Origin of the sequence: Peribacillus phoenicis, from assembly GCF_047238085.1 — a bacterium.
GTDB lineage: Bacteria > Bacillota > Bacilli > Bacillales > DSM-1321 > Peribacillus.
In genome coordinates this window covers 2,963,670-2,988,988 of the sequence record NZ_JBDFMF010000001.1, presented here as the reverse complement: position 1 = coordinate 2,988,988, position 25,319 = coordinate 2,963,670, and the positions used below count along the sequence as shown (strand labels likewise).

General features: G+C 41.0%; 19 protein-coding genes and 1 pseudogene. 18 read left to right on the top strand and 2 right to left on the bottom strand.

Annotated features, from left to right (window positions below):
* Positions 1-158 precede the first annotated feature (158 nt).
* From ABC374_RS14590 to ABC374_RS14560, 7 genes are all read left to right on the top strand, one after another.
* Positions 159-1,502, top strand: coding sequence for a YfcC family protein (locus tag ABC374_RS14590; protein WP_413020371.1), 1,344 nt, complete (start codon positions 159-161; stop codon positions 1,500-1,502).
* Positions 1,503-1,547: 45 nt separating this feature from the next.
* Positions 1,548-2,735, top strand: a complete 1,188-nt coding sequence (locus ABC374_RS14585) for an amidohydrolase (RefSeq protein WP_413020370.1) — start codon at positions 1,548-1,550, stop codon at positions 2,733-2,735.
* A gap of 194 nt (positions 2,736-2,929) precedes the next feature.
* Positions 2,930-3,691 (top strand): dimethylarginine dimethylaminohydrolase family protein, encoded by a 762-nt coding sequence (locus ABC374_RS14580; RefSeq protein WP_413018577.1) that lies wholly within the window; start codon positions 2,930-2,932, stop codon positions 3,689-3,691.
* Positions 3,692-3,742: 51 nt separating this feature from the next.
* Positions 3,743-5,158 carry an amino acid permease gene (locus ABC374_RS14575; protein WP_413018575.1) on the top strand — a complete coding sequence of 472 codons (1,416 nt, stop codon included), beginning with the start codon at positions 3,743-3,745 and terminating at the stop codon, positions 5,156-5,158.
* Positions 5,159-5,413: 255 nt separating this feature from the next.
* A complete protein-coding gene (locus ABC374_RS14570; RefSeq protein WP_350299265.1) occupies positions 5,414-5,752 on the top strand; it encodes a VOC family protein in 339 nt (112 codons plus the stop codon).
* A gap of 608 nt (positions 5,753-6,360) precedes the next feature.
* Complete coding sequence (locus tag ABC374_RS14565; RefSeq protein WP_413018572.1) at positions 6,361-7,497, top strand: YibE/F family protein; 1,137 nt, start codon at positions 6,361-6,363, stop codon at positions 7,495-7,497.
* Positions 7,497-8,273, top strand: a complete 777-nt coding sequence (locus ABC374_RS14560) for a YibE/F family protein (protein WP_413018570.1) — start codon at positions 7,497-7,499, stop codon at positions 8,271-8,273. The genes ABC374_RS14565 and ABC374_RS14560 overlap by 1 nt, the downstream gene beginning before the upstream one ends.
* Positions 8,274-8,656: 383 nt before the next feature.
* On the opposite strand, the gene ABC374_RS14555 is transcribed toward ABC374_RS14560, so the two are convergent.
* Positions 8,657-10,492: a sigma-54 interaction domain-containing protein gene (locus ABC374_RS14555; protein WP_350299263.1), complete on the bottom strand. Its 1,836-nt coding sequence runs from the start codon at positions 10,490-10,492 to the stop codon at positions 8,657-8,659.
* Positions 10,493-10,660: 168 nt separating this feature from the next.
* Here ABC374_RS14555 and ABC374_RS14550 point away from each other — a divergent pair, with 168 nt between their 5' ends.
* The 11 genes and pseudogenes from ABC374_RS14550 to ABC374_RS14500 all read left to right on the top strand — a co-directional run bounded on the left by ABC374_RS14550 (position 10,661) and on the right by ABC374_RS14500 (position 23,911).
* A complete protein-coding gene (locus tag ABC374_RS14550; protein ID WP_413018568.1) occupies positions 10,661-10,891 on the top strand; it encodes a hypothetical protein in 231 nt (76 codons plus the stop codon).
* Positions 10,892-10,973: 82 nt separating this feature from the next.
* Positions 10,974-12,386: a purine-cytosine permease family protein gene (locus ABC374_RS14545; RefSeq protein ID WP_350299261.1), complete on the top strand. Its 1,413-nt coding sequence runs from the start codon at positions 10,974-10,976 to the stop codon at positions 12,384-12,386.
* A gap of 47 nt (positions 12,387-12,433) precedes the next feature.
* Complete coding sequence (locus tag ABC374_RS14540) at positions 12,434-13,420, top strand: heme-dependent oxidative N-demethylase family protein (RefSeq protein WP_413018566.1); 987 nt, start codon at positions 12,434-12,436, stop codon at positions 13,418-13,420.
* Positions 13,421-13,436: 16 nt separating this feature from the next.
* On the top strand, positions 13,437-13,955 hold the full coding sequence (locus ABC374_RS14535) for a hypothetical protein (RefSeq protein ID WP_413018564.1): 519 nt from the start codon (positions 13,437-13,439) through the stop codon (positions 13,953-13,955).
* 5 nt (positions 13,956-13,960) lie between these two features.
* On the top strand, positions 13,961-14,926 hold the full coding sequence (locus ABC374_RS14530; protein WP_413018562.1) for a PDR/VanB family oxidoreductase: 966 nt from the start codon (positions 13,961-13,963) through the stop codon (positions 14,924-14,926).
* A gap of 51 nt (positions 14,927-14,977) precedes the next feature.
* Positions 14,978-16,471: an aldehyde dehydrogenase family protein gene (locus tag ABC374_RS14525; protein ID WP_413018560.1), complete on the top strand. Its 1,494-nt coding sequence runs from the start codon at positions 14,978-14,980 to the stop codon at positions 16,469-16,471.
* Positions 16,472-17,680: 1,209 nt separating this feature from the next.
* Entirely contained in the window at positions 17,681-19,285 is a 1,605-nt protein-coding gene (locus tag ABC374_RS14520) for a sigma-54 interaction domain-containing protein (RefSeq protein WP_413018558.1), read from the top strand.
* A gap of 133 nt (positions 19,286-19,418) precedes the next feature.
* On the top strand, positions 19,419-20,570 hold the full coding sequence (locus tag ABC374_RS14515; protein WP_413018556.1) for an iron-containing alcohol dehydrogenase: 1,152 nt from the start codon (positions 19,419-19,421) through the stop codon (positions 20,568-20,570).
* 14 nt (positions 20,571-20,584) lie between these two features.
* On the top strand, positions 20,585-21,973 hold the full coding sequence (locus ABC374_RS14510; RefSeq protein ID WP_413018554.1) for a hypothetical protein: 1,389 nt from the start codon (positions 20,585-20,587) through the stop codon (positions 21,971-21,973).
* Positions 21,970-23,409 carry an NAD-dependent succinate-semialdehyde dehydrogenase gene (locus ABC374_RS14505; protein WP_413018552.1) on the top strand — a complete coding sequence of 480 codons (1,440 nt, stop codon included), beginning with the start codon at positions 21,970-21,972 and terminating at the stop codon, positions 23,407-23,409. Before ABC374_RS14510 ends, ABC374_RS14505 begins: the two co-directional genes overlap by 4 nt.
* Positions 23,410-23,522: 113 nt before the next feature.
* Positions 23,523-23,911: pseudogene (locus ABC374_RS14500) on the top strand (GntR family transcriptional regulator).
* A gap of 185 nt (positions 23,912-24,096) precedes the next feature.
* Here the strand turns inward: ABC374_RS14500 and ABC374_RS14495 are convergent.
* Positions 24,097-25,299 carry an MFS transporter gene (locus ABC374_RS14495; protein ID WP_413018550.1) on the bottom strand — a complete coding sequence of 401 codons (1,203 nt, stop codon included), beginning with the start codon at positions 25,297-25,299 and terminating at the stop codon, positions 24,097-24,099.
* Positions 25,300-25,319 lie beyond the last annotated feature (20 nt).

The following is a 25,319-nucleotide window of genomic DNA, read 5'->3' as shown; positions in this document are numbered from 1 at the left end:
CGACAGGGAAACTGGATAAATATAAAACTTTAACTGGGGGTATTTATATGAATGACCTGCCTAATGGTCAAATCACTTCCGAGCCGCTTAATCAGAATAATAAGCCACTTAACCAACTAACGGAGTTACCGGAAAAAGGGATTAATCCTTTTGTCTTAATGTTTATCGTAATTGTAATAGTGACGGTTTTAACCTATATCTTACCTGCAGGACAATATGAAAGAATTGAAAAGGATGGCCGAAGTGTAGTCGATCCAACTTCCTTTGAATTCGTTGAATCAACACCAGTGGGATTATTGGAAATGTTCAGCAGTATTCACGCAGGGATGATTGAAGGAGCATCAATTATCTTGTTCGTCTTTTTGTTTGGCGGAGCATTGGGAATCATGCAGGCAACAGGAGCACTGGATGCTTTCATTAAGTTTGTGGCTGTCCGATTCGGAACAAAAGAGAAATTGCTTATTCCGTTGATGGTATTGATCTTCGCTTCATTAGGGACACTGATCGGATCTGCTGAAGATGCATTAGTTTATATCGCAATCATTGTTCCGATGACGATTGCATTAGGCTTTGATGCACTTACGGGTTTTGCGATCGTCATGCTTGGGACATTGGCGACTGGATTCATTTCGGGCATTACGAACCCTTTTAATGTAGGAGTTGCCCAAAGCATTGCAGAACTGCCCATGTATTCGGGAATGGGGTTGCGAATCGCTCTTCTTGCAGTGTTTTATGTCGTTACAGTATTGTACATCTATTTCCATGCAATGAAGGTTAAAAGAAACCCTGAACTGGGGGAGTATGGGAAATTCAGGCGTGAAGATCATGCACATTTTGATAAAAACTTTAGGATAAGTAAAAGACATAGCGCCGCTTTAATTATTTTATTGGTGAATTTCATCCTATTAGTATATGGAGTTATTAAATTAGGATGGTATATAAGTGAAATTGGAGGCTTGTTTTTATTAAGCGGGATCATTATGGGCATAATTGGAGGCTTAACTCCATCCAAGATGGCTAATGGTTTTATTTCAGGAGCAGGCGATATGGTTTCCGGGGCATTGATAATAGGAGTTGCACAGACAATCCTAGTCATCATTACAAGTGGCGGATTGCTGGATACCATTTTATATTATGCTGCAGGATTGGTTGAACAACTTCCTCCTGCCATAAATGCAATCGGAATGTTCACTGTCCAATTATTTCTTAACTTCATTGTTCCATCCGGAAGTGGGCAAGCTGCATTGACGATGCCGATCATGGCTCCATTAGCGGATTTAATGGGTGTGACAAGACAAACAGCAGTATTAGCTTTCCAATTAGGGGATGGGATTTCGAATATGATATTTCCGACTTCTGGAGTGCTATTGGCTGGATTGGCAGTGGCAGGCATATCATTTACGAAATGGGTAAAATGGGTGTTTCCATATCTTCTGATTCAGTTTGCGATAGCGATTATCTTTTTGATCATTGCTCAAAGCATACAGTATGGCCCTTTTTAAGGATCTGAAAAATCTGAATATTGGCACTACAGGGAGGCGTTTATGATGAAGACAATACAGGAGACGGTTGTAGATGAAGTGATTTCATGGAGACGTCATTTTCACGAAAATCCGGAGCTTTCATATCAGGAGCACCAGACTTCTGAATTTATCTACAGGAAATTAAAAACCTTTTCAGGATTGGAAGTGACGAGACCAACCGAAACGAGTGTTTTAGCGGTTCTTAAAGGAACAAAAAAATCTGCCCGAAAATCGAATACCATATCTTTTCGTGCAGATATTGATGCTCTCCCGATTGAAGAGGAAGCAGAAATTGAATTCAAATCAAAAAATCCTGGGGTTATGCATGCATGCGGACATGATGCACATGCTGCGATGTTATTAGGTGCTGCTAGAGTCCTCTCCGGGAAAAAAGATGCAATTGATGGAGAAATCAGGTTTATTTTCCAACACGCAGAAGAGGTACTTCCTGGGGGAGCTCAGGAATTGGTGAAAAAAGGGGTCATGGAAGGAGTGGATTATGCATTTGCACTGCATGTTACCCCTTATGAACGAACAGGAACAATATGTGTAAGGGAAGGGGTATTCTGTGCTGCCGCCGATGATTTTGAAATTAAAATTATTGGTCAGGGCGGTCATGCGTCGACTCCTGAATTAACGGTAGATCCGCTGATCATTGGTGCAGAAATAACGACGAATATTCAACATATCGTTTCCAGAAAAATTTCAGCACTTAGGACACCAGTCATTTCAGTCACTCAGTTCCATTCCGGAAGTGCGCTCAATGTCATACCAGAATATGCGGAAATCGGTGGTACCATTCGTTCCTTGGACTCTGATAGCCGAGTGAAAGCAAGGGAGCATCTTGAGCAAATCGTTAAGGGAATTTCGGAAGCGCATGGGGCAAAATGTGAAATTACTTGGTATTTAGGGTATCCAGCAGTGGTAAATGATAAAGCTGCTGTTGATATTTCAAGAACGGTCATGGAAGGTATTTTTGAAGAGAATAACATCATCAAGGTTGATGATCCCATGTTTGGAACAGAAGATTTTTCGGCTTTTTCCGAAATCGTTCCCTCTTCCATGCAATTTCTAGGCGTCCATAATAATGAGTTTGGAAAAGCTTATCCTCTACACCATCCTAAATTTAAAATCGATGAGAGGGCTTTAGGGTATGGAGTAAGATATTTTGTAGGAATAGCGGATAAATTGTGCAGTCATTCAAATAATTGAGAAAGCATGGGCTAAGAAGAGGCACCCGTTATAGTTTAAGAGAGGAATTCGGTTGTCTCTTCTCTCTATCATGCCTATATATCTATAATTTCCGCTTCTGGAATACAAGAAACTTCATTTAAAGTACGGCAGGAGCAAAAAAGTTAATTTTCCACATTTTAAAAAGATAAACTACCTATTTAGGAGGAATATATATGTTTAATCACGCGATTGTAAGAAAGATCGGAAAGAGTTTTGTAAATGGCTTAACAACATCGGATTTAGGAAACCCGGATTATGAAAAAGCGCTTGTACAACACGAAGCTTATGTAGAAGCATTAAAACGCTGCGGTGTGAAAGTGACCGTTCTCGAATCGGATGAAAGATACCCTGATTCTACGTTTGTAGAAGATACTGCAGTGTTGACCCCAAAATGTGCACTTGTAACCAATCCTGGTGCAGAAAGCCGTAATGGTGAAATTATTGAAATGAAAGAAGTTTTAAAGGACTTTTATGAAACAATCGAATATATTCAATCACCGGGTATGTTGGATGGCGGAGATGTAATGCAAGTTGAAGATCACTTCTATGTTGGCCTTTCAACCAGAACGAATGAAGCAGGTGCTCTGCAGTTCAAAGATATCATGGGTAAGTATGGTTATGATACGACCATCATTCCCCTTAAGAAATTCTTTCATTTAAAAACGGGTGTCAATTACCTGGGAGACAATAATTTATTAGTGGCCGGGGAATTCATTAATCACGAAGCTTTTTCTAGCTTTAATCAAATCACCGTAAAAGAGGAAGAAGAATATTCGGGTAACTGCGTCAGAATGAACGACTGCGTTATTGTCCCAAAAGGGTTTGATGGTACAAAGAAAAAAATTGAAGATTTGGGATACACAGTAATTGAAGTGGAAATGTCGGAATTTCAAAAACAAGATGGCGGCCTTAGTTGTCTCTCATTGAGGTTCTAAGATGGTTTGGGAGAAGGCATAGGCTAATAGATAAAATAAGGACGTGATTATATGGGGTATGGACTGGAGAATAATGATCAGCTGCAACGCTCAATGAAAAGACGCCATTTATTTATGCTTTCACTTGGCGGCGTAATTGGTACAGGCCTTTTTTTAAATGCAGGCTATACAATTAACCAAGCGGGGGCAGGAGGAGCCCTGATCGGTTATCTAGCCGGCGGTCTTATTTTGTATATGGTCATGGTCTGCCTTGGCGAGCTAGCCGTTCATATGCCGGTTACTGGATCATTCCAAAAATATGCTGCCGAATATATTGGGCCTTCCGCTGGTTTCTCTCTAGGATGGATGTATTTCGTAGGTTCAGCCGCAACTGCAGGAGTTGAGTTTACGGCAGCAGGAATATTGATGAAACAATGGTTCCCCCATAGTCCTACCTGGATTTGGTGTGCTTTGTTCATAGTGCTTTTATTTACATTGAATGCATTAACGACAAGAGGTTTTGCAGAGGCGGAATATTGGTTTGCTGGAATAAAAATCGTTGCAGTGATTTTGTTTATATTGATTGGAATCGCTGGCATCTTTGGTTTTGTCTCTTTATCTGATCGTCCAACCCCATTCTTTGAGAATTTGGCTCCTTCTGGTCTTTTTCCAGCAGGCGGGATTACAATTATCTTTGTGACAATGATGAATGTAATATTTTCTTACCAAGGCTCAGAACTAATAGGAATTGCGGCAGGGGAAAGTGAAAAACCTGAAGAGAACATCCCTAAAGCCATTCGAAACGTACTATTTAGAATCATTGTTTTTTACATTTCGTCCATTATCATCCTTTCCGCCATATTCCCTGCTTCGGAATTAGGCTTATTGGAAAGTCCTTTTGTAACTTTAATGAAGATAGCGGGGATACCTTATGCAGCAAGTATCATGAATTTCATTATTTTGACAGCCATTCTTTCTGTAGGGAATTCATGTCTGTATGCTTCCACGCGTTTGCTTTGGTCGATGGCCCATGATGGAATGGCACCTAAGGTGTTTGGTCTATTGTCCAAAAGGAAAGTGCCATTGAATGCCCTTCTTTTTACGATATGCTTTTCGCTTCTATCGTTATTGACCAGCTTCATTGCGGCGGATACTGTGTTCGTGATACTTATGTCCATAGCGGGTATCTCCGTCACGATCTCTTGGATGGGAATTGCTTTATCGCAATATATGTTTAGAAGGAAGTTTTTAAAAGCGGGTGGTAAAACGGAAGATTTACAATACATAGTACCATTTTACCCATTTGTCCCGTTATTCTGTTTAGGGTTTTGTTTGCTGATTCTAGTATTCCTTGCCTTTGACCCTACTCAACGAGTTGGACTGTTTTATGGAATAGGATTTTTGGTAGCCTGTATATTATTCTATAAATTTAAATTGGCGAAGAAAGTGGAGTCAAACACTAGCTTTGAAAATGAAAAAATATTGTAATTGAGTTGCACCGAAGGCTAGCCAGTTTTTACTGGTTGGCCTTTTTAAATCTTGTAATTGCGGTAACTAGGATGATTATTTACTGAATCGGAAAGATGATACTGTCATTTTCACTAAAAAGAAGGAATACCTTACAAAATAGGGAGGGAGAAATAACAAGTCCGATTACAAAGTGACTAACAACATCACAACGAGCCTGTGGAAAATTAACTTTTTTACCGAGAGAAAACAATAATACCAAAATTGGGGGAAGTAATGAAGATCAATCACATAAATTTAACTGTTAATGATGTTACAGCCTCACGTGAGTTTTTAGAAACATACTTTGGTTTATCATGTGCAGGAAGTCGAGGAGATGGGTTCGCCGCAATGAAAGATGATGATGGTTCCATATTGACACTAATGAAAGGAAGCGATGTACATTACCCCAAGACTTTTCATGTTGGATTCATACAAGAAAATGAAGAACAAGTTAACAGGATCAATCAGAAGTTGAAGGATGATGGTTTCATGGTAAAACCTCCAAAACATTTACACAGATATACTTTCTACGTAGAAGCGCCCGGAGGATTTAATGTTGAAGTACTGTGTTAAATTGGAGTGAAAAACGCAGTTCAGTGAGGTACGGTGAACCGTATCACAAGTTAAGCATTTAACAACTTATATATTTCCAAGTTTTTCAGTATCAGGCGCTTTATAAGAAGCCCAATTCCTCATTTATTTGGTGGGAAATTGGGCTTTTTAAATTGGGCTTTTTCTTAACGGCCCTGAAGCTATCCCTAATAGTATTTAGATATAGACCTCGCTAGAATATTTTAATTCAATTATACTCAAAGTGGTGGTATTTAAATATGTACGGAGTGCTAAGTCTAGACAACAGAAGAGTTAAGACAAAACATCTGGTAAAATTCTATGTCCATTTATGCGTGAATGAGTATTGGGTCAGCGGATTGTTACTGGTAAGATTGTCTTCATTATCTGCATTGTAATCTCTGCTTGTTTTTCCTCAGATGTCACCTCAATCTCTTTTCCCGTTTTACCGGGGGAGACGTAAAGGAGGTAAATCGGACTTTGTTTTCGCAAACTAAATCCATTCATGATAAGATAAATCAATCAATCAAATACTAGTAAGGCGGGGTGGAGTCAGTCAATTCTGGCTCCTCCCTGCCTTTTTTGCCCACCCGATATTTGGAGGTTTTATTTTGAATGTTATCGTAAATAAATTTAAAAAAATGGGTTACAAGCATGTTTCTTTGTACGCCGTTATAGCACTTTGTTTTTTCGCTTCTGTTTTCTTTGTTCATCACAATTATTCATTCTATGAACTTCCAATAGCCAAAGTCATTAAAACAAATCTTGAAAATACAACTGAATTGGATGATATGTATCAAAATGAAGATCGACTATTTACCCAGAGTATAATAGCCGAATTACAGAATGGAGAAGAAAAAGGAAAACTTATTCATTTAAAGAATGAATATTCCTCATCCCGAGCTTTTGATCAAGAATATCGAGTTGGAAATGATTTATTTGTTTCGATTGATACGAAGACAGAAGGAAATTCAGAGTTGACTGGAACCATAAAAGACGTAAAACGGGATAAATTTGTGTTGATTGTAGCATGGGTTTTTATCTTGACATTACTTATCGTTGGAAAAAAGCAAGGCCTGTTTTCAATTATAAGTTTGGCAGTCAATGCCATATTATTGTCATATGCATTAGATTTTTATTTGAATACATCAGACATTGGTTTGGTATTGATATGCAGTATAAGTATCATACTATTTACGGTCCTTTCCCTTTTACTCGTTAACGGTTTTAATGAAAAAACCTATGCAGCGGTCATTGCGACACTGTTAGGGACTTTTTTATCGCTGTTCATTACTTATCTTGTTATGTGGTTGACTTCCGAAAATGGCCTTCGATATGAAGAGATGCAATTTATCACTCGTCCTTATAAAATGGTGTTTATGGCAGGGTTATTTATCGGTTCTTTAGGAGCCGTAATGGATATAGCCATTACCATGTCTTCTTCGATTTTTGGGTTGTATGAAAAGAATAACCAAATATCAGTAAAAGCACTTAAAACTTCAGGATTAGAGATTGGAAAAGACATAATGGGAACCATGACAAATATTTTGTTTTTTGCCTATATAAGTGGCTCCATACCTATGATTATTTTGTATTTGAATAATGATTCTGCATTGGGATTTACCCTTTCCATGAACCTCACATTGGAATTGGCCCGTGCCCTAGCTGGTGGTATTGGAATCGTGTTAACTATTCCAATAGGTCTATATGTCTCCATTTTTTTCATTAATCGAAAGAGGGAAAGATAATGAATGTATTAGTGTTGCTAGCGTTTATACTATTAATATTGATGATCTTGATTGGCGGAAAAAAAGGGGCACGTTCATTTTTTGCTTTATTCCTAAACTTTGGGGTGTTACTTTTCACCATCATTTTTATGACAAATCCAAATAATGATCCGTATATCGTAACATTGATTGCATGTACGGTGATTAGTTATATTAATTTATTTTTTATTAACGAGGTGAACAGTACAACAAAAACGGCCTTCATTTCTACTATTATCACGATTGTTATTGTACTCTTTTTTATTGTCATTGTGACGGAAAATGCGATGATACAAGGTTTTGGTGAAGAAGAAATAGAAGAGCTTAGCGTTTTTTCCCTTTATATTGGAGTAGATTTTGTTAAAATTGGAGCTTCAGTGATTATTATGAGTACTATTGGCGCGATTATCGATACAGCCATGGCCATTGCATCTCCCATGCGAGAAATGTATCATCACCATCCATCCATTAGCAAGAAAGAATTATTCACATTTGGATTAAGTATTGGGAGGGATATCTTAGGAACATCTACGAATACATTATTTTTTGCCTTCTTTGGAGGCTATTTGGCATTGCTTATATGGTTTAAGGATTTATCCTATTCTGTTGGAGAAATTGTAAACTCAAAAATATTTAGTGCTGAAATGATCACTATATTTTGTGCTGGAACAGGAGTAGCCCTGATAATTCCTATTACAGCCTTGATTACTGCTTATTTTTTGGTGAAAAAAAGAGAAAATAAAGAGAAAGTTATATAGGTTTCATGGCAAAAAGGCTTATGTGCACTCATTTGTATAATAGGAATGTGTCTTCGGGTTGTTACCTAAAATCATTGCAACGAGTATCCATATGGTCTGCTAAATCCTCTTAAACATTTTCATATTTGAGGCAGGTTAGTGGAGGAACAAGATATAATATTGCCTATATAAGTGTGGTCATATGAAAAAATAGTTAGATCAAAAAATGGTGGCGTTAATGTCATTTTAATTTCTTCATAACGTTCATGATGTATATGGTAAAGATAATAACGAAAAAGCTGAATGCAAAAGACCGTTCAAGACGGCTCTTGTAATCAGCTTTTCTTTATTTACTCTAGTATTCAGTCGGTTTAATAGACTCACTGCATGACTGCATTCCGAAATCAAACATGTATATTGAGTTGCTTACGGAGACGTTGCATTTCCGAATTGAAATAGGCTTTGCTGTAATCACATCCGACAATAGCAACAATATTGCCGTCATCATCAATGATTGGCGCAAAACTTGTTTTCCACTCACCGTACCTGTCTTCGTATATGGGAGTAACACCCGCTTTACCATTAAACGCCTGGTAAGCGACATTAACCATTTCCGGGGGGCCCATATATTCTTCCCCCGGTTCAATTACAAAGCCCTTGTCTGCAACGAGGTGAATCAGGCGTCCATCATCCGTCATGATAAATATAAAGACCCATTCAATTACGCCTTCCTTTTCTTGAATCATGGTAAGTTTTTGTTTTAATTTCTGGGAATAGGAAGTTTGCCGGTTCATATTTTTTTGTAGACTGATAACCTCCTCAGCTGGAATGATAGCTGCGGTTACAACGGCAATGGATCGTAGCCGTTGGTTTATTTGTTCTTCTAAAATGGCCCGTTTATCCACTGGTGAAAAGCTTGCCTCTTCAAATTTATTTCGTAATTTTTTATATTTCCTGCTCATCGTCGGCTGGCTGACTTCCAATACCTTTGCCGCTAGTTTTAATGATTTGTATTGTTCCATCGCCATGTTGATCAGCTGTTCCTCCACAAGGTCGACTGCTTCCTGCAAAGGCATTAGGAAATCGATGACAGGTAGTGAAGGGGGTTTGTTGGGCCCTTTAAAAGGAAGCACCTCTCTAACCAATGCAACACCCACTTCCGGTATTCCACTAGTAATCACAAGCCTTTCAACTGTGTTTTCAAGTTCGCGCACGTTGCCGGGCCATTGATAGATACAAAGCAAGTCGATTGCATCCGGTGTGAAAGCGACCTTTCGATTGTATAGTGTATTGTACTTTTGTAAAAAAAACTGAACCAGGTAGGGGATCTCATCTACACGATTCCTAAGCGGCGGAAGATGGATAGGCACGACATGAAGACGATAATATAAGTCTTCTCGGAATTCACCTTTTTTCACCATTTTCTCGAGCGATTTATTTGTTGCGGCAATCACTTGAATATCAACAGGGTGTGAGGCCGTGCTGCCAATTGGTGTGACAATGCGCTCTTGAAGGACGCGAAGCAGTTTTACCTGAACGTTAAGCGGTAACTCGCCCACTTCATCCAAGAATAAGATTCCTTTATGGGCCAGTGTGAATTTTCCCTTGGCGCCATCTTTCCGTGCGCTGGTAAAAGCCCCTTCTACATAGCCAAATAGTTCGCTTTCAATCAGGTTTTCCGGGATGGCGCCGCAATTGACAGGTATAAATGGACCGTCGCTTCTATTACCCATATTATGTATGGCCCTGGCGGCTATTTCCTTTCCTACCCCGGATTCCCCCAATAACAGGACGGTTGCACTGACATCACAAACCATTTGCATTTTATGCAGAACATCAAGCATCGGTTTACTGCGGATCACAAATGGAAAAGATGGCTTCTTCGATTCCAATAAAGGCCCCGATTGCCCCCTTGATGTATCTGGATAAGAGTCTTTAATTTCTTTGTAAGCCCAGACCCATGCCCCGGATTCAATCGGGTATGCCGTCACCAGCAGCTCATGCCCCTGCCATGAGGACTGCATGAAAGATCTTTTCTCATTTTTGCCCATTATCTCTTCTGCCAAGCTTGTAGAAAATAAATCTTGTTCAACATCCTTGATGGAACCACCGACATTGGCGGATTTGACTGTATGGAATAAGGAATTCCCTGTTCCGGTCGAATTCAGGATGGTGCCATTTTTATCTGTCACAATAAGCTGATCGTAAATAGACAAGAGTGCAGAGGTGAAGTGATCCATTTATGTCTACCTGCCTTTCATTTAACTTCCTAGTTTTCATATTACAGAAATTTCACAATTGTTCAATAGTTTCAAAAATGAATATTCTTCCTATTGAAAACCCTTTTAGCATAGTGTTTTCTGATTGGCATGGTTTTTGCAATAAGTAAAGAGAAGGGACTAGAAAGCATGATTGCAAAGGAGGGAGAAGCGATTTTGAATAAAGAGAATCAGTTTCAACAGAATATCAATTCAGAAGACCCCTTTATTAAAAATCTATATTCAGATTTGAATGAGCGGATTAATGCGTATGAGCAGGAAGAAGCCGTGAAAATCGACAAAATGAAATGGAGTGATGCGACAGGTTCTATTCTTTTCATGATTTTAATCATCGCCTACCTAATCTATTCACTTGTCTAATTTAGTTGTTTCGATCACCCAGAACTATATCAGCCTTATACCAAGCAATACAATCATTATTCTATAGTTGGGAGAGAAGCGTGTGAGCAAAGAGAATTCCTCCATTTCAAAGGATGTGGCCTTTGGGTTTTTACCGGCAAGTAAAAATGACCGGATTTTTAACCTTCGGGATTTAATTTTAGTTCAAGTTGTTATTGGCCTCTCATCTTTTGGGCTGTTAACTGGTGGATACACAGGTACAATGCTTGACGCGAAGCAGTCACTTGCAGCGATTTTATTCGGTAACGCCTTCCCGATGCTGCTGATAGTTCCCATTACCCTTTATTTTGCGCGTTATGGCATAGACACCTTTGTAGGGTTTCGAAGTTCACTTGGGTATTTAGGATCGAATATCTTTTTCTTTGTTTTTCTTATTTTAACTCTCGGCTATATTTCCATTGCGCTATTTATGTCCGGCCAGGCGTTAGCAGAGGCGGCTAATTGGATGGGGATGCCCGCGATTTTCTCAAGCCAAGCAACGGGAGCGCCGTTTTTCTCGATTTTGCTCTTCATCTGTGCATTTCTTGTAACGGTGAGGGGACCGGTAGCGATTCAAAAATATACCGCAGTAGCCGTTCCGGTTTTTATGGTTCTCATGTTTGGCCTGCTCGCAATAGTCTTGTTTGGACAGGGGTTCAAGGAAGTTGCTCATATACTTCCTTCTGAGCCATTTGAAACGAGTTCTCGTTCATTCGCGACAGCCCTGGAGTTAAACATCGGTCTCGGCTTTTCATGGCTTCCGTACCTTGGCCAATACAGCCGTTTATCTAAAACAGAAGGAGGAGCATTTAAAGCAGGCTTCTACAGCTATGGAATCATCGTCTGTATCGCCGCGTTAGTTGGGGCCCTTGCTGCATTAGTAACTGGATCTCTTAATCCTTCTGACTGGATGTTTTCCATCGCAGGAAGTTGGGGCGGCTTCATTGGCTTGATTTTACTTTCGGTAGGGAATGTCGGTGCAGCCATATTCCTTATGTACTCACAAGCTGTCAGCTTTAAAACTGTATTCCCGAAAAAGTCATGGATGATTGCGATGGGAACAACCGTACCGACTATATTCTTACTTCTAAGCTCAACGTTCTACGATGCCTTTGGTTCATTCATTGCTGTCATTTCTTTTATTATGGCTGTTCTTGGCGGGATTGTCGTTGCAGATTACTTTTTTGTAAAGCGCCAACGCATTTCAATAAGGGATTTGTATGACACGCAAGGCTCTTATACCTATTGGAAAGGCATTAACCCGTCGGCCGTTCTCACGGTGGTTATCGGAACTATCGTTTACTGGGCACTCTATAATCCATTGACTTTTGAAGCAAGTGACTTTTTCCTTTATACAGCTGCCGGAATTCCAACATACTTTGTCGCTTTAGTCACCTACTATGTTTCATCTAAATACATTTTCCGTTTTGAAGTTGACAAGGAGCGTCCATCCGTTGAATTAAAGGAAGCTAAATAGAAAAAAACTCACTTTAAAGAATCTAGGGAACGAGAGGAGATTGTTCAATGTTTACACAAAGTTTAGATTTCAAAACAACAGATTTAGATACATTCCCATTTCCATTCACTTCAGGTAACTATCGTTATTCAAACGACTTGAAAAAACTCTCAAACGTTAACTGTATTGAAGTTACACCAGAATACAGACTCCAAGTGGAAACGAAGCGTCGTCTCCTTCAAGAACAGCCGCATATAAGGTTTCAATCTTTTTCACACACAATGGAAATGCAATGGGAAGTGTTGGAAATGCTCATCGACATGGCTGCTGATCGCTATCCGGAGCATTTCGAGGTCATTAAAGATGGTGACAACTGGACTTTCAAGAACCACATATTCGGGGAATCCGATTCATTCGTGTATGGCGATGCCAGCACGCTTCCAAATGAGCCGCTTGATTATATAGGCCGCCATTTCCATAATGATTTTGTTTTAATGGTTCATCGCGATAGTAATTTCTATTTGGAAGTGGGGCAAGTTTCATACGCCGCACTCTTCTCGGCTAACTGGAATAAAGGCATGTCCTTTGATGAAATCCATGCACCTGTTCCATTCGTATCACGGAAAGGTGATGAACTGGCAGATCGCGTTCGTAAGTTTTTATTATCCATCGAGCCAGGAAAGCCATGGACACGCATTAACTGGAACCTGATGGCGGACCGTTGGGATGTCAACTATGAAACGATGGATGTCTGGGGACCGCAGCGTTCTGAAATAACACCGGAAAATGCAGGTAAACTTGTTCGTTTGCGTGTTGAAGAACAAAAATTTTATCGCATGCCACGAAGCAACGCCATTCTATTCGTATTAAATACTCAGTTCCTGCCGCTGGAGGATTTGACATTGCGCCAGGAGTGGTTTGATCTGACATATAGTGTACTGCAGGATATTCCGGAACCTATGGCTGAATACAAAGGAATTGCCCCGTTTCTTTCGCAATCGGTCGAATATTTGAGGAGCATTGATGAAAAACAAAAAAGCGAAGATAAACAATAAGTAGGAGGATAGGGCCTTGTACAATAGTCCAGTATTGTTTGATAAATCCATTACGATCGTAAATAAATTTACTCCTCGGAATGAACGAAGAAAGTTCGTCGTCATTTCTGATCTAGCCGGATATGAAAAGGCGAAAAGTTTCACTTCTGAAATCGCAGGAACAGTGCCTGTTGAATGTCTTTCCATTAATGGAATGGAAGATAAAGAGGAGATTAAGAGAGTCATCTTGTCACAAAAGATGGGCACCCAATTTTATATTGCGGCTGCTTGGAACAATGCCGTAATGATCTTCTCGCTCGGGGTGGAAGCCGGTCTATCAGAAGCTGAGATCCAGACGGTGATTATCGGCCCTAAACGGCGGTACGTATATTGCATGAAATGTTTCGAAGTGTCGGAAATCCCAGAAGAAGCCGATATTGCAGAATGTGACCATTGCAGGGCCAGTCTTGAAATAGGACCTTTTTATTCAATCGTACGGGAAGGTTATATTGGTTACCCATTCATCCCAATCGGAAAAGAAGAAGTAGGGAGCTGATCATCATGCGGGTAGTAGGAAATATTCAAATGAAAGTAAACAAGATCATTCAAGAAACTCCATTCGTAAAACAGTTCGAATTGATTCCAGTTGATGGAAAACCATTGCCTGCTTTTACTGGCGGTTCTCATTTGACTACTTTCATGCCGGCCGGGGATACGATAATCGAGAGAGAATACTCCCTTATCAGCAACCCAAGGGACCGTAAAAAATATGCAATTTCCATTCGGCGTGATGAAGCGTCACGCGGAGGTTCCGCTTTCTGGCATGATCATGTAACGGTAGATTCCAGATTGGAAGTCAGCTTCCCTAAAAACAACTTCCCTCTCAGCTTTCGAGCTAAGCATCATGCATTTTATGCAGCTGGAATAGGCATCACCCCATTTCTGGCAATGATGGAAGACATGGCTGCCGAAGGCCAAACCTTCGAACTTCATTATGCAGCACGAACACCGGAATTATGTGCTTTTTATGATCTGTTGAAAGCCAAATACCCTGATCAATGCACCTTTTATTTTTCGCAGGCAGAAGACAAACGCAGAATGATGCCTGAGACGATGATGGATCATCGCATTGGCACGCATGTATATTTTTGCGGACCAATCGAGATGGTACAAGAGTACCGAAAAGCCGCCAGTTCATATGGTTATCCGGAACATGCGATTCACTTTGAATTATTTGCGACAAAACATGGCGGGCCGCAAGAACCTTTTATTGTCAACCTTACAGACAGCGATCTGTCCATCCACGTTCATGAAGGTGAAACACTGCTTGATGCGCTATTAAGGGAAGGCATTGATGCACCTTATTCTTGTAAAGTGGGCGGGTGCGGAAGTTGTGAGGTAGATGTTGCAGAAGGCGAAGTGGATCACCGTGATTTCTTCCTTAGCGAAGAAAACCGTCAAACACGCAAGTCAATCCTGACATGCTGCTCACGTGCGAAGGACGACAGACTTGTTATAAAACTTTAACGATTTCGTAAGGTGAAATTATAAAAATAATGAAAACCGGAGGAATGAAACATGACAATTTTAGAAACGGCAGTTTTGGAACTTAAAAATTACATCGACGGTAAGTGGCAGACCTCATCTTCAAATGAAGTAATCCCGGTAATCAATCCTGCAACACAGGAAGTCATTGCAAGGGCTCCGCGTGCCACCAAGGAAGATACAGAAAGGGCAATCTCAGTTGCGAAGGCAGCTTTTGAAAGTGGAATCTGGTCAGGCCTGACAGCACAGGAGCGTGCTTCCTACCTATATAAAATCGCTGATAAAATTGATGAACGTGCTGAAGAGTTAACGATTCTTGAAACAATGGACAATGGGAAACTTAAAGCAGAGGCAGGTTTCGATATTGCCGATGCCGCCGCGTGTTTCCGTTACTACGCTGGTTTGGTCCTTCATCCAGACGGGGAAACTTATCAAGTTCCCGCTCCCGTACAAGCGATGGTTGTTCGTGAGCCAGTAGGTGTAGCCGGTTTGATTGTACCTTGGAATTTCCCTCTTCTAATGAGTGTCTGGAAAATCGCACCGGCCCTTGCGGCAGGTAACACAATAGTATATAAACCGGCTGAAGTGACACCTGTTACAGCAATGAAATTATTTGAAATCCTGGAGGAAGTAGGCATCCCTAAAGGTGTGGCTAATATGGTGATGGGCCGCGGCACTGTTGTCGGTCAAACCATTGCAGAAAGCAAGGATGTTGACATTGTTTCATTTACAGGAAGTACGGATGTTGGTCGAACAATCATGAAGGCAGCCGCGGGCAACTTAAAGAAAATTTCCCTTGAGCTTGGCGGTAAATCACCTAACATCGTTTTTGCAGATGCAGATTTGGAGACGGCCGTGGATTACGGATTATTCGGCATCTTTTTCGGTGCCGGCCAAGTATGTTCATCAGGCAGCCGCATCCTGGTTGAGGAAAGTATTTATGATGAATATGTAAAACGCTTTGTGGAACGCGCAAATAAAATCAAAGTAGGACCTGGCCTTGCGGAAGACAGCAACATGGGGGCGATTGTCAGCGAAGCGCAAATGAATAGCATTTTGAACTATATTGAAATCGGCAAACAGGAAGGCGCGACACTTGCAGCTGGCGGTTACCGTCTTGTAGATGAAGACCTTGACAAAGGATACTTCATTGCACCGACTGTATTCACCGATGTAACACCTGACATGCGCATCGTACAAGAGGAAATTTTCGGACCGGTCGTTGTCATTCAAAAGTTTAAAGATGAAGAAGAAGCTATTAAACTTGCAAATGATACAGACTACGGCCTTGCAGGCGGCGTCTTTACTAACGATGGGGCGAAAGGATTGCGAGTGATCAAGAAGGTACGGGCAGGCATCACATGGGTAAATGATTATCATCCAACATATGTCGAAGCTCCATGGGGCGGTTACAAACAGAGCGGGATTGGACGCAGTTTAGGAAAATACGGCTTGGATGAATACCAGGAAATTAAACAAATCAACATTAATCTCGATGTAAAACCGGTCGGCTGGTTTCCAAAATAATCATATGATTAGAGAGGAGACAAACTACTTACCATAATTAAACCAAAGGGGTGCGGAAGTGGAAAATTTCGCACCCTTATGAAATTTCCTTTGAAATTTTGTCCAAGGTTAATCAATGGCAGGTTCGCTGGCTAAAGTAATCATTTTAAGTTGATCTCGGAATAGAATCATGTTTAAAAAGCATACTCATCACCTTAAGCTTTAATCCTACTAAAAGAGTTCTATCAAAGTTGTTTGGAGAGGAAATGTACGAGTCTCCTGCGGGAAAAGCGTGTCCAAGAGAGACAATGCAGGCGCAAAGAGCGCCGAAGAGGCTCCCGGACCGCCCGCGGAAAGCGAGTGCCTGGAGCGGAAATCAGATCAGATTTTACAAACCCTCAAAAAAGTTCCAGATGATTTCAGAAATCCAGTAAGGTTTCATTACTTATAAAAAAGTAAAAAATCATGTAGTATAACCAAATTTTCTTTTAAAACCATGGGTCAGAGTGAGAGCATTCGGCCCTGCCAGACAATAAACTAATTCGAAGAAAAGTCAGTTCACTTAGATTTTTCCTAAAAAACATTCCAGTTGATTGGAACGGAAGGTACGAGACTCCTGCGGGAAAAGCGCGTCCAAGGGAGACCCCGCAGGCGCAAAGGCGCCGAGGAGGCTCCCGGACCGCCCGCGGAAAGCGAGTGCCTGGAGAGGAAATCAACGTTCAATTTGTCTACAGTCTGAAACCTAATCCAAATACGGATTAGGTTTTTTCAAACTGACGAGAAACTTTTTAAAGCACTTAACAAATTGTTATTAAGCTTAAAGTAACTGAGAATTAAAAAATCTCAAGGAATGAGCCATTTCGCAGGGTTTATTATACAACAAAAGGACAAGATTTCCTGTGATGAGTGAAAATGGATTTGAGCATAAAAAACACCATTGATATGATAAAAGTAACATACCAATGCTATTTATCGTTTTAAACAGAAATAGGATATTGAGATTGAAACGTTTTTACCGGTGTAGCATTTATTCTTGGTGTCGTTGATTGTCGTACATAGTATCATTAAAAAGAAATGGACATTACATAATGCTCACACAATATAAGTTAATAAGTTTATTGCCTTCTTTAATTTGAAAAGACTAGGAAGCCGCCAGAACTTTCAAAAAGTCTTCAATCAAGGAGGAAGTGCTCTATCAAATATTAAAGACCAGTCAGGGAGTGGATATTGATGACTAAGTTTTATTCGGATATGACAGTGGAGGAAGCGATATCATGTTTCCCGATAGGAAGCACTGAAGTGGAAGTTTTGGATGATTCAGAGGATTTCATCGGATTTTTGACTATAGAGGCGTTATCTGCAGCAGTGCAGCAGAGTGATTTGACGAAGCCAATTTCTCATTTCATTACCGTTAATGCACCGCTGCAAAATTTACGGAATTACTCAATACCTTATGAACAATTTCAAGCATTCTTCGAGAGTGATTTATGCAGGGTTGTATTTAATGCCCTGTATGATGGCGTGTATATCACGGATGGTGATGGAACGACATTATTTATCAATCAAGCTTATCAGCGTATTACTGGAATAAGAGAAGAGGAAATCATCGGAAAACCGATGAGTTATTTAATTGAGCAAGGCATGATATCCGTTTCAGCTTCATTGGATTCCATTCGAACGAAGAATCAAGTTACCCTGACACAGAGAATTCGAAATGGAAGAAAGATTATCGTATCGGCCACACCTATTCTATCGCCACAGAATGAAGTCATATTTGTCATTAATAGTGTTAGGGATATTACTGAATTAATCCGGATGAAGTATACGATTGACAGCCAAAAGTTATCTTTCCAGCCTATTTCTCAATTATTGCCGGGCTCGGAACAGGTGAATTTACAGGAAATAATCATTGGTCCCTCTACAACTCCTTTATTCAAATTGGCTGATAAAGTAGCTAAAACGGATGCGAAGATCTTGTTACAGGGGGAAACGGGAGTAGGGAAAAGTTTAATCGCCAAGTACATACATGCCAAAAGCTCCAGGAAGGAAAAAATTTTCCTTGAATTAAATTGCGGAGCCATCCCAGCGAACTTGGTGGAATCTGAACTTTTTGGATATGAACCCGGGGCATTTACCGGATCCCTTAAGAATGGGAAAATGGGGATTTTTGAGAAAGTGAATGGTGGCACGTTATTTTTGGATGAAATTGGGGATTTACCTTTAGAGCTACAGGTAAAACTTTTGAAAGTGGTAGAAGAAAACAAGTTTATGAGAGTTGGTTCTACCGAAATGAAAGAAGTGGATGTCAGGTTAATTACAGCCACCCATCGCGATCTGGCCTCCCTCGTGCAAGAAGGATCTTTCCGTGAAGATCTTTATTACCGGCTTAATATCGTTTCCTTTGAAGTCCCGCCTTTACGCCAGCGAAAGGAAGAAACGATCCCGCTTTTAGAAATGTATTTGAAAAAATTCAATGAAAAATATGATGAAAAGAAAAAGATGACACCGGAATGCTATGAATGGCTGACGAACTATTCGTGGCCTGGCAATATACGTGAGCTTGCGAGTCTTGCAGAGCGGCTGGTCGTTACGACATATGATGATACGATTGATTTGCCTAATTTACCATCTTTCATCCAGCCGGTCTTATCCAAAAAAACGACAACACATTCTTTGAAGGAAGCCGTTTCCGAGCTGGAGCGTTCCCTGATCCTGAATGCGATGAAAAAATATGGGACTACAAGGGCCGCTGCCATCTCTTTGGATATCAGTCAAAGCGCTCTGGTGCAAAAAATGAAAAAATTTCACATGCGATTAGAAAACGAATCGAATTAGTTTTTTTGATTTGATTTCTACTCATTATTTATACTGTTACACATGAAAAAAAGGTTATCCCCCTTATGAATTAAGCGTTTTCACACTTTGGCATGATTCCTGCATTATTAAATACATGAAAGGGGAGATAACCATGAATATTTCTATTTTTTCTATGGCTAACAAATTGGTGACAGGAGCAGATTCTTTACAGCAGCTGACTGATGAGGTTACGCGATTAGGGATGAAGAATCCGTTGATAGTTACAGATAAAGTTTTAGTGGGTGCTGGGGTTGTGCAAATGGTTGAGGATTTACTTTCATCAGCATACGGTATTTTTTCGGATGTGAATCCAGAGCCGGAAATTGAAATCGTTGAGCAATGTGTACGGTCAATCAATGATGGAAAACATGATGGACTGATTGCGGTAGGCGGAGGAAGTGCGATGGATATTGCGAAAGCCTCTTCCGTCATGGCTACGAATTCGGGCAGCATCGAGACCTATTTCGGTACGAACTTGATTGAAGTTCCTGGTCTACCTTTAATAGCCATACCGACGACGGCAGGGACCGGGTCAGAAGTGACGAATATTTCGATTTTATCGGACAAAAAAGAACAGGTTAAGAAGGGAATTGTAAGTCCGTATCTTTTACCGGATGTAGCGATAGTATCGCCCGTCATGACGCTGACTTGCCCGCCAAGTGTGACTGCTGCGAGTGGAGTGGATGCACTTGTTCATGCGGTCGAGGCTTATATTTCCAAATTTGCTTCGCCAGTTACGGATGCTTTGGCAATTGGGGCCATTAAGTTAATCGCAAAAAATTTACCAAAGGCTTATGCTGCGCCAGATAATCTGGAAGCACGGGAAGCGATGATCACTGGAAGCCTAATGGCAGGGTTAGCCTTTGGCAATGCTGGTGTTGGAGCTGTTCATGCCTTAGCTTATCCTCTTGGAGGCCGCTTCCATTTATCACATGGAGTCAGCAATTCATTATTACTGCCATTTGTCATGAAGTGGAATAAAATTGCATGTTTGGAAAGGTTCCGCGAGATTGCTGAAGCACTTGGAGAGAAAGTCAATCATTTAAATGATGATGCGGCAGCGGAAAAGGCTATAGAAGCGATGACCAGAATATGCCGTTATGTTGATATACCACAGTCACTAAGTGAATTTGACATTCCTGAATCGGCTATAAGTGAAATGGCTGCCGAGGCCATCAAACAAGTCCGTTTACTTCGCAATAATCCCCGTGCATTAAGCGTCCGGGATATCGAAAAAATTTACCGTTCAGCCTATGGCTTTTAAGTGGAGGAAACAATATGAAATGGAAAAACCGTCGCTATGGAGAAGAGACATCGTATATACCTGCGGGACCTTTTAAAATTAGACTGCCATTTGTCCATTATCGTTTTGAGTGGCCTGACTATGTTCAAGGCTTATTGATGTGTGCAGTTGATCTTGGAGCGATTACACTGCTTGCAGACCATCTCGGTATGCCTTTTGATGTGGCTCTAGCCGTCGTTATCTTGAATGGATTATTATACTTGGCACATCATTTACTCGGGGACCCGGTTATACCAGGTTGGATTACACCTGCGGTTCCATTGCTTGTATTGTTCGTAGGGCAATTTCCCGAAGGACCTGATCGGGTCTATGCACTCGTTGCATTTCAACTAACCTTAGGTATTTTATCGATATTGCTAGGAATGACCGGACTTGCCAGTAAGGTCGTGCGATTAGTGCCGAACGCAATCAAATCAGGCATTATTTTAGGGGCGGGTATTGGTGCTGTCGTTTCCATTTTTGAAGTGGGTGGAAAGTTTGATTTATTTCCTTATACAATAAGCATTTGTATCGGCTTTGCCTTTTATCTACTTTTTTCGAAAAGTTTCGGAAAATTGAAAATGCGAAATAAAGTTTGGATATTCATAGGCAATTTAGGGATATTGCCAGCAATCTTGCTTGCGGTCTTAGTAGCCCCAATTTTTGGAGAAGCAAAATGGCCTGATATCCAATGGGGATTCAGCAGTCCTGATTTTGCTACGCTTTGGTCAGACTATACTGTTTTCGGTTTAGGTTTTCCTGCCTTGACCTTCTTTTTAAGTGCGATCCCAGCTGTTTTTGCTACTTATTTAGTCGTATTCGGGGATGTGCTCAAAACGAAAGCGCTGCTTTCTGAATCCGATAAGGTCAGGGAAGATGAAAAAGTGGACTATAATCCAAACAGAGCTCATTTAATTTTTGGTGGCCGAAATGTGATCATGAGTTTTATCGGACCCGATATAACAATGTGCGGTCCGTTGTGGGCAGCCATGCAGGTCGTGGTTGTGGAACGGTTCAAGAATGGCAAGAAAGCCATGAATTCTTTCTTCGGCGGTGCCGGCTCGTTCCGTTGGGGTACGAATACAGGATTATTCTTATTGCCGGTAGTCAGCCTGGTGGAACCAATTCTCGGTGTCGCCTTGGCCTTGACGCTTTTGGTTCAAGGATATGTCAGCGTACGCGTAGGCGTGATGCAGGCGAAGAGCCAACGCGACCTGGGAATTGCAGGGGTCGTGGCTGCCATCCTTGTTATAAAAGGTGCTGGAATGGCGTTTGCAGCAGGAATTTTATTATGTGCCCTTTTATATGGCAAGGACTTTTTCAAAGGAGAGAATGATAAGACATTTACAGATCATGAAGAAGAAGAGGAGATTAAAGCAGGATGAAAAAAGTAGTGGAAAAATGGCCAATTTATATAAACGGCGCACCTATTCATACAGAAAGTCATTTTGTAGTGGAAAATCCAGCAACATTGGAGCCTGTGGGCTATGTTCCGGACGCTAACGAAAAAGAGGCAAAGGCTGCAGTGGATGCAGCTCAAGCTGCTTTTCTGACTTGGTCGAAAACAAGTGCATACCAGAGGGCGGAATTACTTGAGAAGTGGTACACGATCATTGAGGACAGGCTGGATGAAATCGCAACGATCATGACACTGGAACAAGGAAAGCCATTGGCAGAGGCAAAAGGTGAAATGAAATATGCTTCAAGTTTCGTGAAATGGTACGCTGAAGAAGCAAAGCGCAACTACGGGGAAATCATACCAGCCTCCGTTGCATCAAAGCGTATTTTAGTGCAAAAGCAGGCAGTCGGTGTCGTTGCTGCCATTACCCCGTGGAATTTTCCTGCTGCCATGATCACGAGGAAAGTGGCGCCAGCCCTTGCCGCAGGATGTACCGTGGTCATCAAACCCGCGGAACAAACGCCTTTGACCGCTTTGCTATTGGTTGAAAGTGCCCATGAAGCAGGCATTCCGGCAGGTGTGATAAATATTGTAACTACACAGAAACCGGGAGATGTATCCGACGTGTGGATGAATGATTCACGTGTTAAAAAGATCACATTTACCGGCTCCACTCCTGTAGGGAAACATCTAATGAAAAAAGCCGCAGAAACAGTAAAAAAAGTCTCGCTTGAACTCGGTGGATTGGCTCCGTTCATCATTGCTGAGGATGCGAATATCGAAGAAGCTGTAAATGGTGTAATTCAATCGAAATTTAGGAATGCTGGACAAACATGTATTTGTGCGAATCGAATATTCGTCCATGAGACAATCGAACAGCCATTTTTACAAGCATTTGAAGAAGCCGTTTTAACTTTGAAGGTTGGAAATGGAATGGAAGGAAATGATCTTGGTCCATTGATAGATGGAGCCGCAGTTAAAAAGGTTCAGCTTCAATTGGAGGATGCTGCAAGTAAAGGGGCCATCATCCATAACACCTCAAAAGTCGATGGAAAACAAGGCCATTTTATCGCACCAGCCATACTTTCCAATGTAACGGATGATATGCTGTGCATGCAGGAAGAAACGTTTGGGCCAATTGCGCCAGTCAGTACATTCAAAACCGATCAAGAAGCGATAGATCGAGCCAATAACACGAATTTTGGCTTGGCAGCTTATGTGTATACCGAGTCACTAAATAAGGCAGTTGCCTATTCGGATGCTCTTGAATATGGGATTGTCGGTATTAATGACAGTGCCCCATCCACTGCCCAAGCACCATTTGGAGGCATGAAGGAAAGCGGTTTAGGCAGGGAAGGGGGACACTATGGCATGGATGAATATTTAGAAGTGAAGTATGTATCCATGCAGCTTGGCCAGTAAAAAAACAGAAGAGTCGGCCATGATTCTTTAGGTAAAAAAAGAGTGGAAGGCACATCTAATATAAACTGTACCCTTTACACGAGTTATCAGTTTTACGGAGGTCAAGGCAAATCATGGATCTTGCTGCAAAGCTTGAGGTTGAAGCAGGAGCTCCTATTTTCGAGCTGAAACGCGTTAGGCTTGCTGATCGGTTGCCGATGGCATATGAAAGGCTATTTATCTCTAAAGATCTTGCCCTGGATTTAACGGAAGAAATAGCCGTAAATTCCATTCATGACTATGTAGAAAAAACGTTTGGCTTAAAAATTCAGCATGACCAGGTAATTGAAGCCGCCATTGCTCAAAAAAAGAGGCGGAAATGCTCGAAGTAGTCGAAGGTGCCCCTGTCTTGCTGATTGAACGAAGAAGTACCCTGGATACCAATCAACCACTTTGGCTTGTCAGATCTGTCTACCGGGCAGATCGATATAAATTCAAAATCAATTTGGAGCGGTTATCCTGAGCAAAAAAAGTAGTAGTAAGAATCCCGTTCTTAAAAGATTAATAAAAGCAAATCTAATTTATCTGGAAAATTTAACCCCCTTGCTCAATATGGGCAAGGGGGTTTTTGAGTAGAATATCATTTTTCAAGTTTGGGAGTTTTTCAGCTCGAAAAGGAAAGATACAAATAACAATCCGGGACTTTAATTATTTCGCTAAGCTTTCTGTCAATCGATTTTCTTTCCAAATGACTGTAATGCCAAGGCCAATGACGATAATGACAGCCGCGAAAAGATAAGGGTAGTGGATGTTTACATCAAAAAGCAATCCTCCCATAGATGGCCCGGCGATATTCCCTAAGCTCGTATAGGTGGAGTTCATTCCAGCAACGAATCCTTGTTCTTTCCCGGCAGCTTTTGATAAAAATGTCGTCAATGCCGGACGAAGCAGGTCAAATGCAAGGAATATGAAGCAAGTTACCACTAGTACTGCCAAAAAGCTAGAAATCATAGTGGACGCTACCGCAAAAATGGCACCGACGATTAAACATAATTGGATAAGCTTCTTTTCGCCGAGAATATCTACCAGTTTTCCAAACATGAATACTTGCACAACAACTCCGAAAATAGAGCTTATTGTAATGATAATTGCAATATCCTTCGGCGTGAAGCCGAATTTATGATCAGAAAATAGGCTAAAAACAGTTTCATAGGCTGATAAACCAAAAGCGAGTACAAATACAATGATGAACGCAATAAAGTAAAGCGGATTTAGTGATTTTTTTAAATCGCCAATAAAGTTTGTTTGTTTTGTATTGGCAGAAACCTTTTCAAGCTGTTCCTTAGTCATCGGCTCTTTTAAAATGAATATTGATGAAAGGCATGCTATAAAAGCAATGGCCGCCGCAAGGAAGAAGGGCAAGCGTATACCATATTCTGCAACAAAGCCACCGATCCCGGGTCCTATTATAAAGCCCAAGCTAATTGCGGCTGAAATATAGCCCATTGCTTTTGGCCTTTCTTGAACGGATGTAATGTCCGCAACATATGCAGTTACACCTGGCATGATGAAGGCAGCACTGATTCCTCCTAGGATCCTTGATAAATAAAACACCGACACGTTTGTCCCTACACCGAAGATAAGTTCTGAAACACCAAAAAGGAATAAGCCGATGATGATGATTTTCTTTCTGCCGTAACGGTCAACCCAACGACCTGCGAATGGAGACATAACAAGCTGTGAAACCGCAAATACGGCAACCAGATAGCCCATCGTACTTCCTGATAAATGCATGATATTCATAAATGACGGCATAACGGGGATGATGAGCCCAATTCCCAGAAAAGCAATGAATATATTGCTTAGAAGAATAATTAATACCGCCTTTTGTTCTTTAATTGGTTTATTCATGTTTTAACACCACTTTCTTT

Coding starts and splice junctions, on each gene's coding strand:
- ABC374_RS14520 (WP_413018558.1), top strand. CDS start 17,681: ATGACTAAGTTTTATTCGGATATGACAGTGGAGGAAGCGATATCATGT.
- ABC374_RS14505 (WP_413018552.1), top strand. CDS start 21,970: ATGAAAAAAGTAGTGGAAAAATGGCCAATTTATATAAACGGCGCACCT.
- ABC374_RS14550 (WP_413018568.1), top strand. CDS start 10,661: ATGATTGCAAAGGAGGGAGAAGCGATTTTGAATAAAGAGAATCAGTTT.
- ABC374_RS14530 (WP_413018562.1), top strand. CDS start 13,961: ATGCGGGTAGTAGGAAATATTCAAATGAAAGTAAACAAGATCATTCAA.
- ABC374_RS14570 (WP_350299265.1), top strand. CDS start 5,414: ATGAAGATCAATCACATAAATTTAACTGTTAATGATGTTACAGCCTCA.
- ABC374_RS14590 (WP_413020371.1), top strand. CDS start 159: ATGTTTATCGTAATTGTAATAGTGACGGTTTTAACCTATATCTTACCT.
- ABC374_RS14555 (WP_350299263.1), bottom strand. CDS start 10,492: ATGGATCACTTCACCTCTGCACTCTTGTCTATTTACGATCAGCTTATT.
- ABC374_RS14495 (WP_413018550.1), bottom strand. CDS start 25,299: ATGAATAAACCAATTAAAGAACAAAAGGCGGTATTAATTATTCTTCTA.
- ABC374_RS14525 (WP_413018560.1), top strand. CDS start 14,978: ATGACAATTTTAGAAACGGCAGTTTTGGAACTTAAAAATTACATCGAC.
- ABC374_RS14585 (WP_413020370.1), top strand. CDS start 1,548: ATGAAGACAATACAGGAGACGGTTGTAGATGAAGTGATTTCATGGAGA.
- ABC374_RS14580 (WP_413018577.1), top strand. CDS start 2,930: ATGTTTAATCACGCGATTGTAAGAAAGATCGGAAAGAGTTTTGTAAAT.
- ABC374_RS14540 (WP_413018566.1), top strand. CDS start 12,434: ATGTTTACACAAAGTTTAGATTTCAAAACAACAGATTTAGATACATTC.
- ABC374_RS14515 (WP_413018556.1), top strand. CDS start 19,419: ATGAATATTTCTATTTTTTCTATGGCTAACAAATTGGTGACAGGAGCA.
- ABC374_RS14510 (WP_413018554.1), top strand. CDS start 20,585: ATGAAATGGAAAAACCGTCGCTATGGAGAAGAGACATCGTATATACCT.
- ABC374_RS14575 (WP_413018575.1), top strand. CDS start 3,743: ATGGGGTATGGACTGGAGAATAATGATCAGCTGCAACGCTCAATGAAA.
- ABC374_RS14560 (WP_413018570.1), top strand. CDS start 7,497: ATGAATGTATTAGTGTTGCTAGCGTTTATACTATTAATATTGATGATC.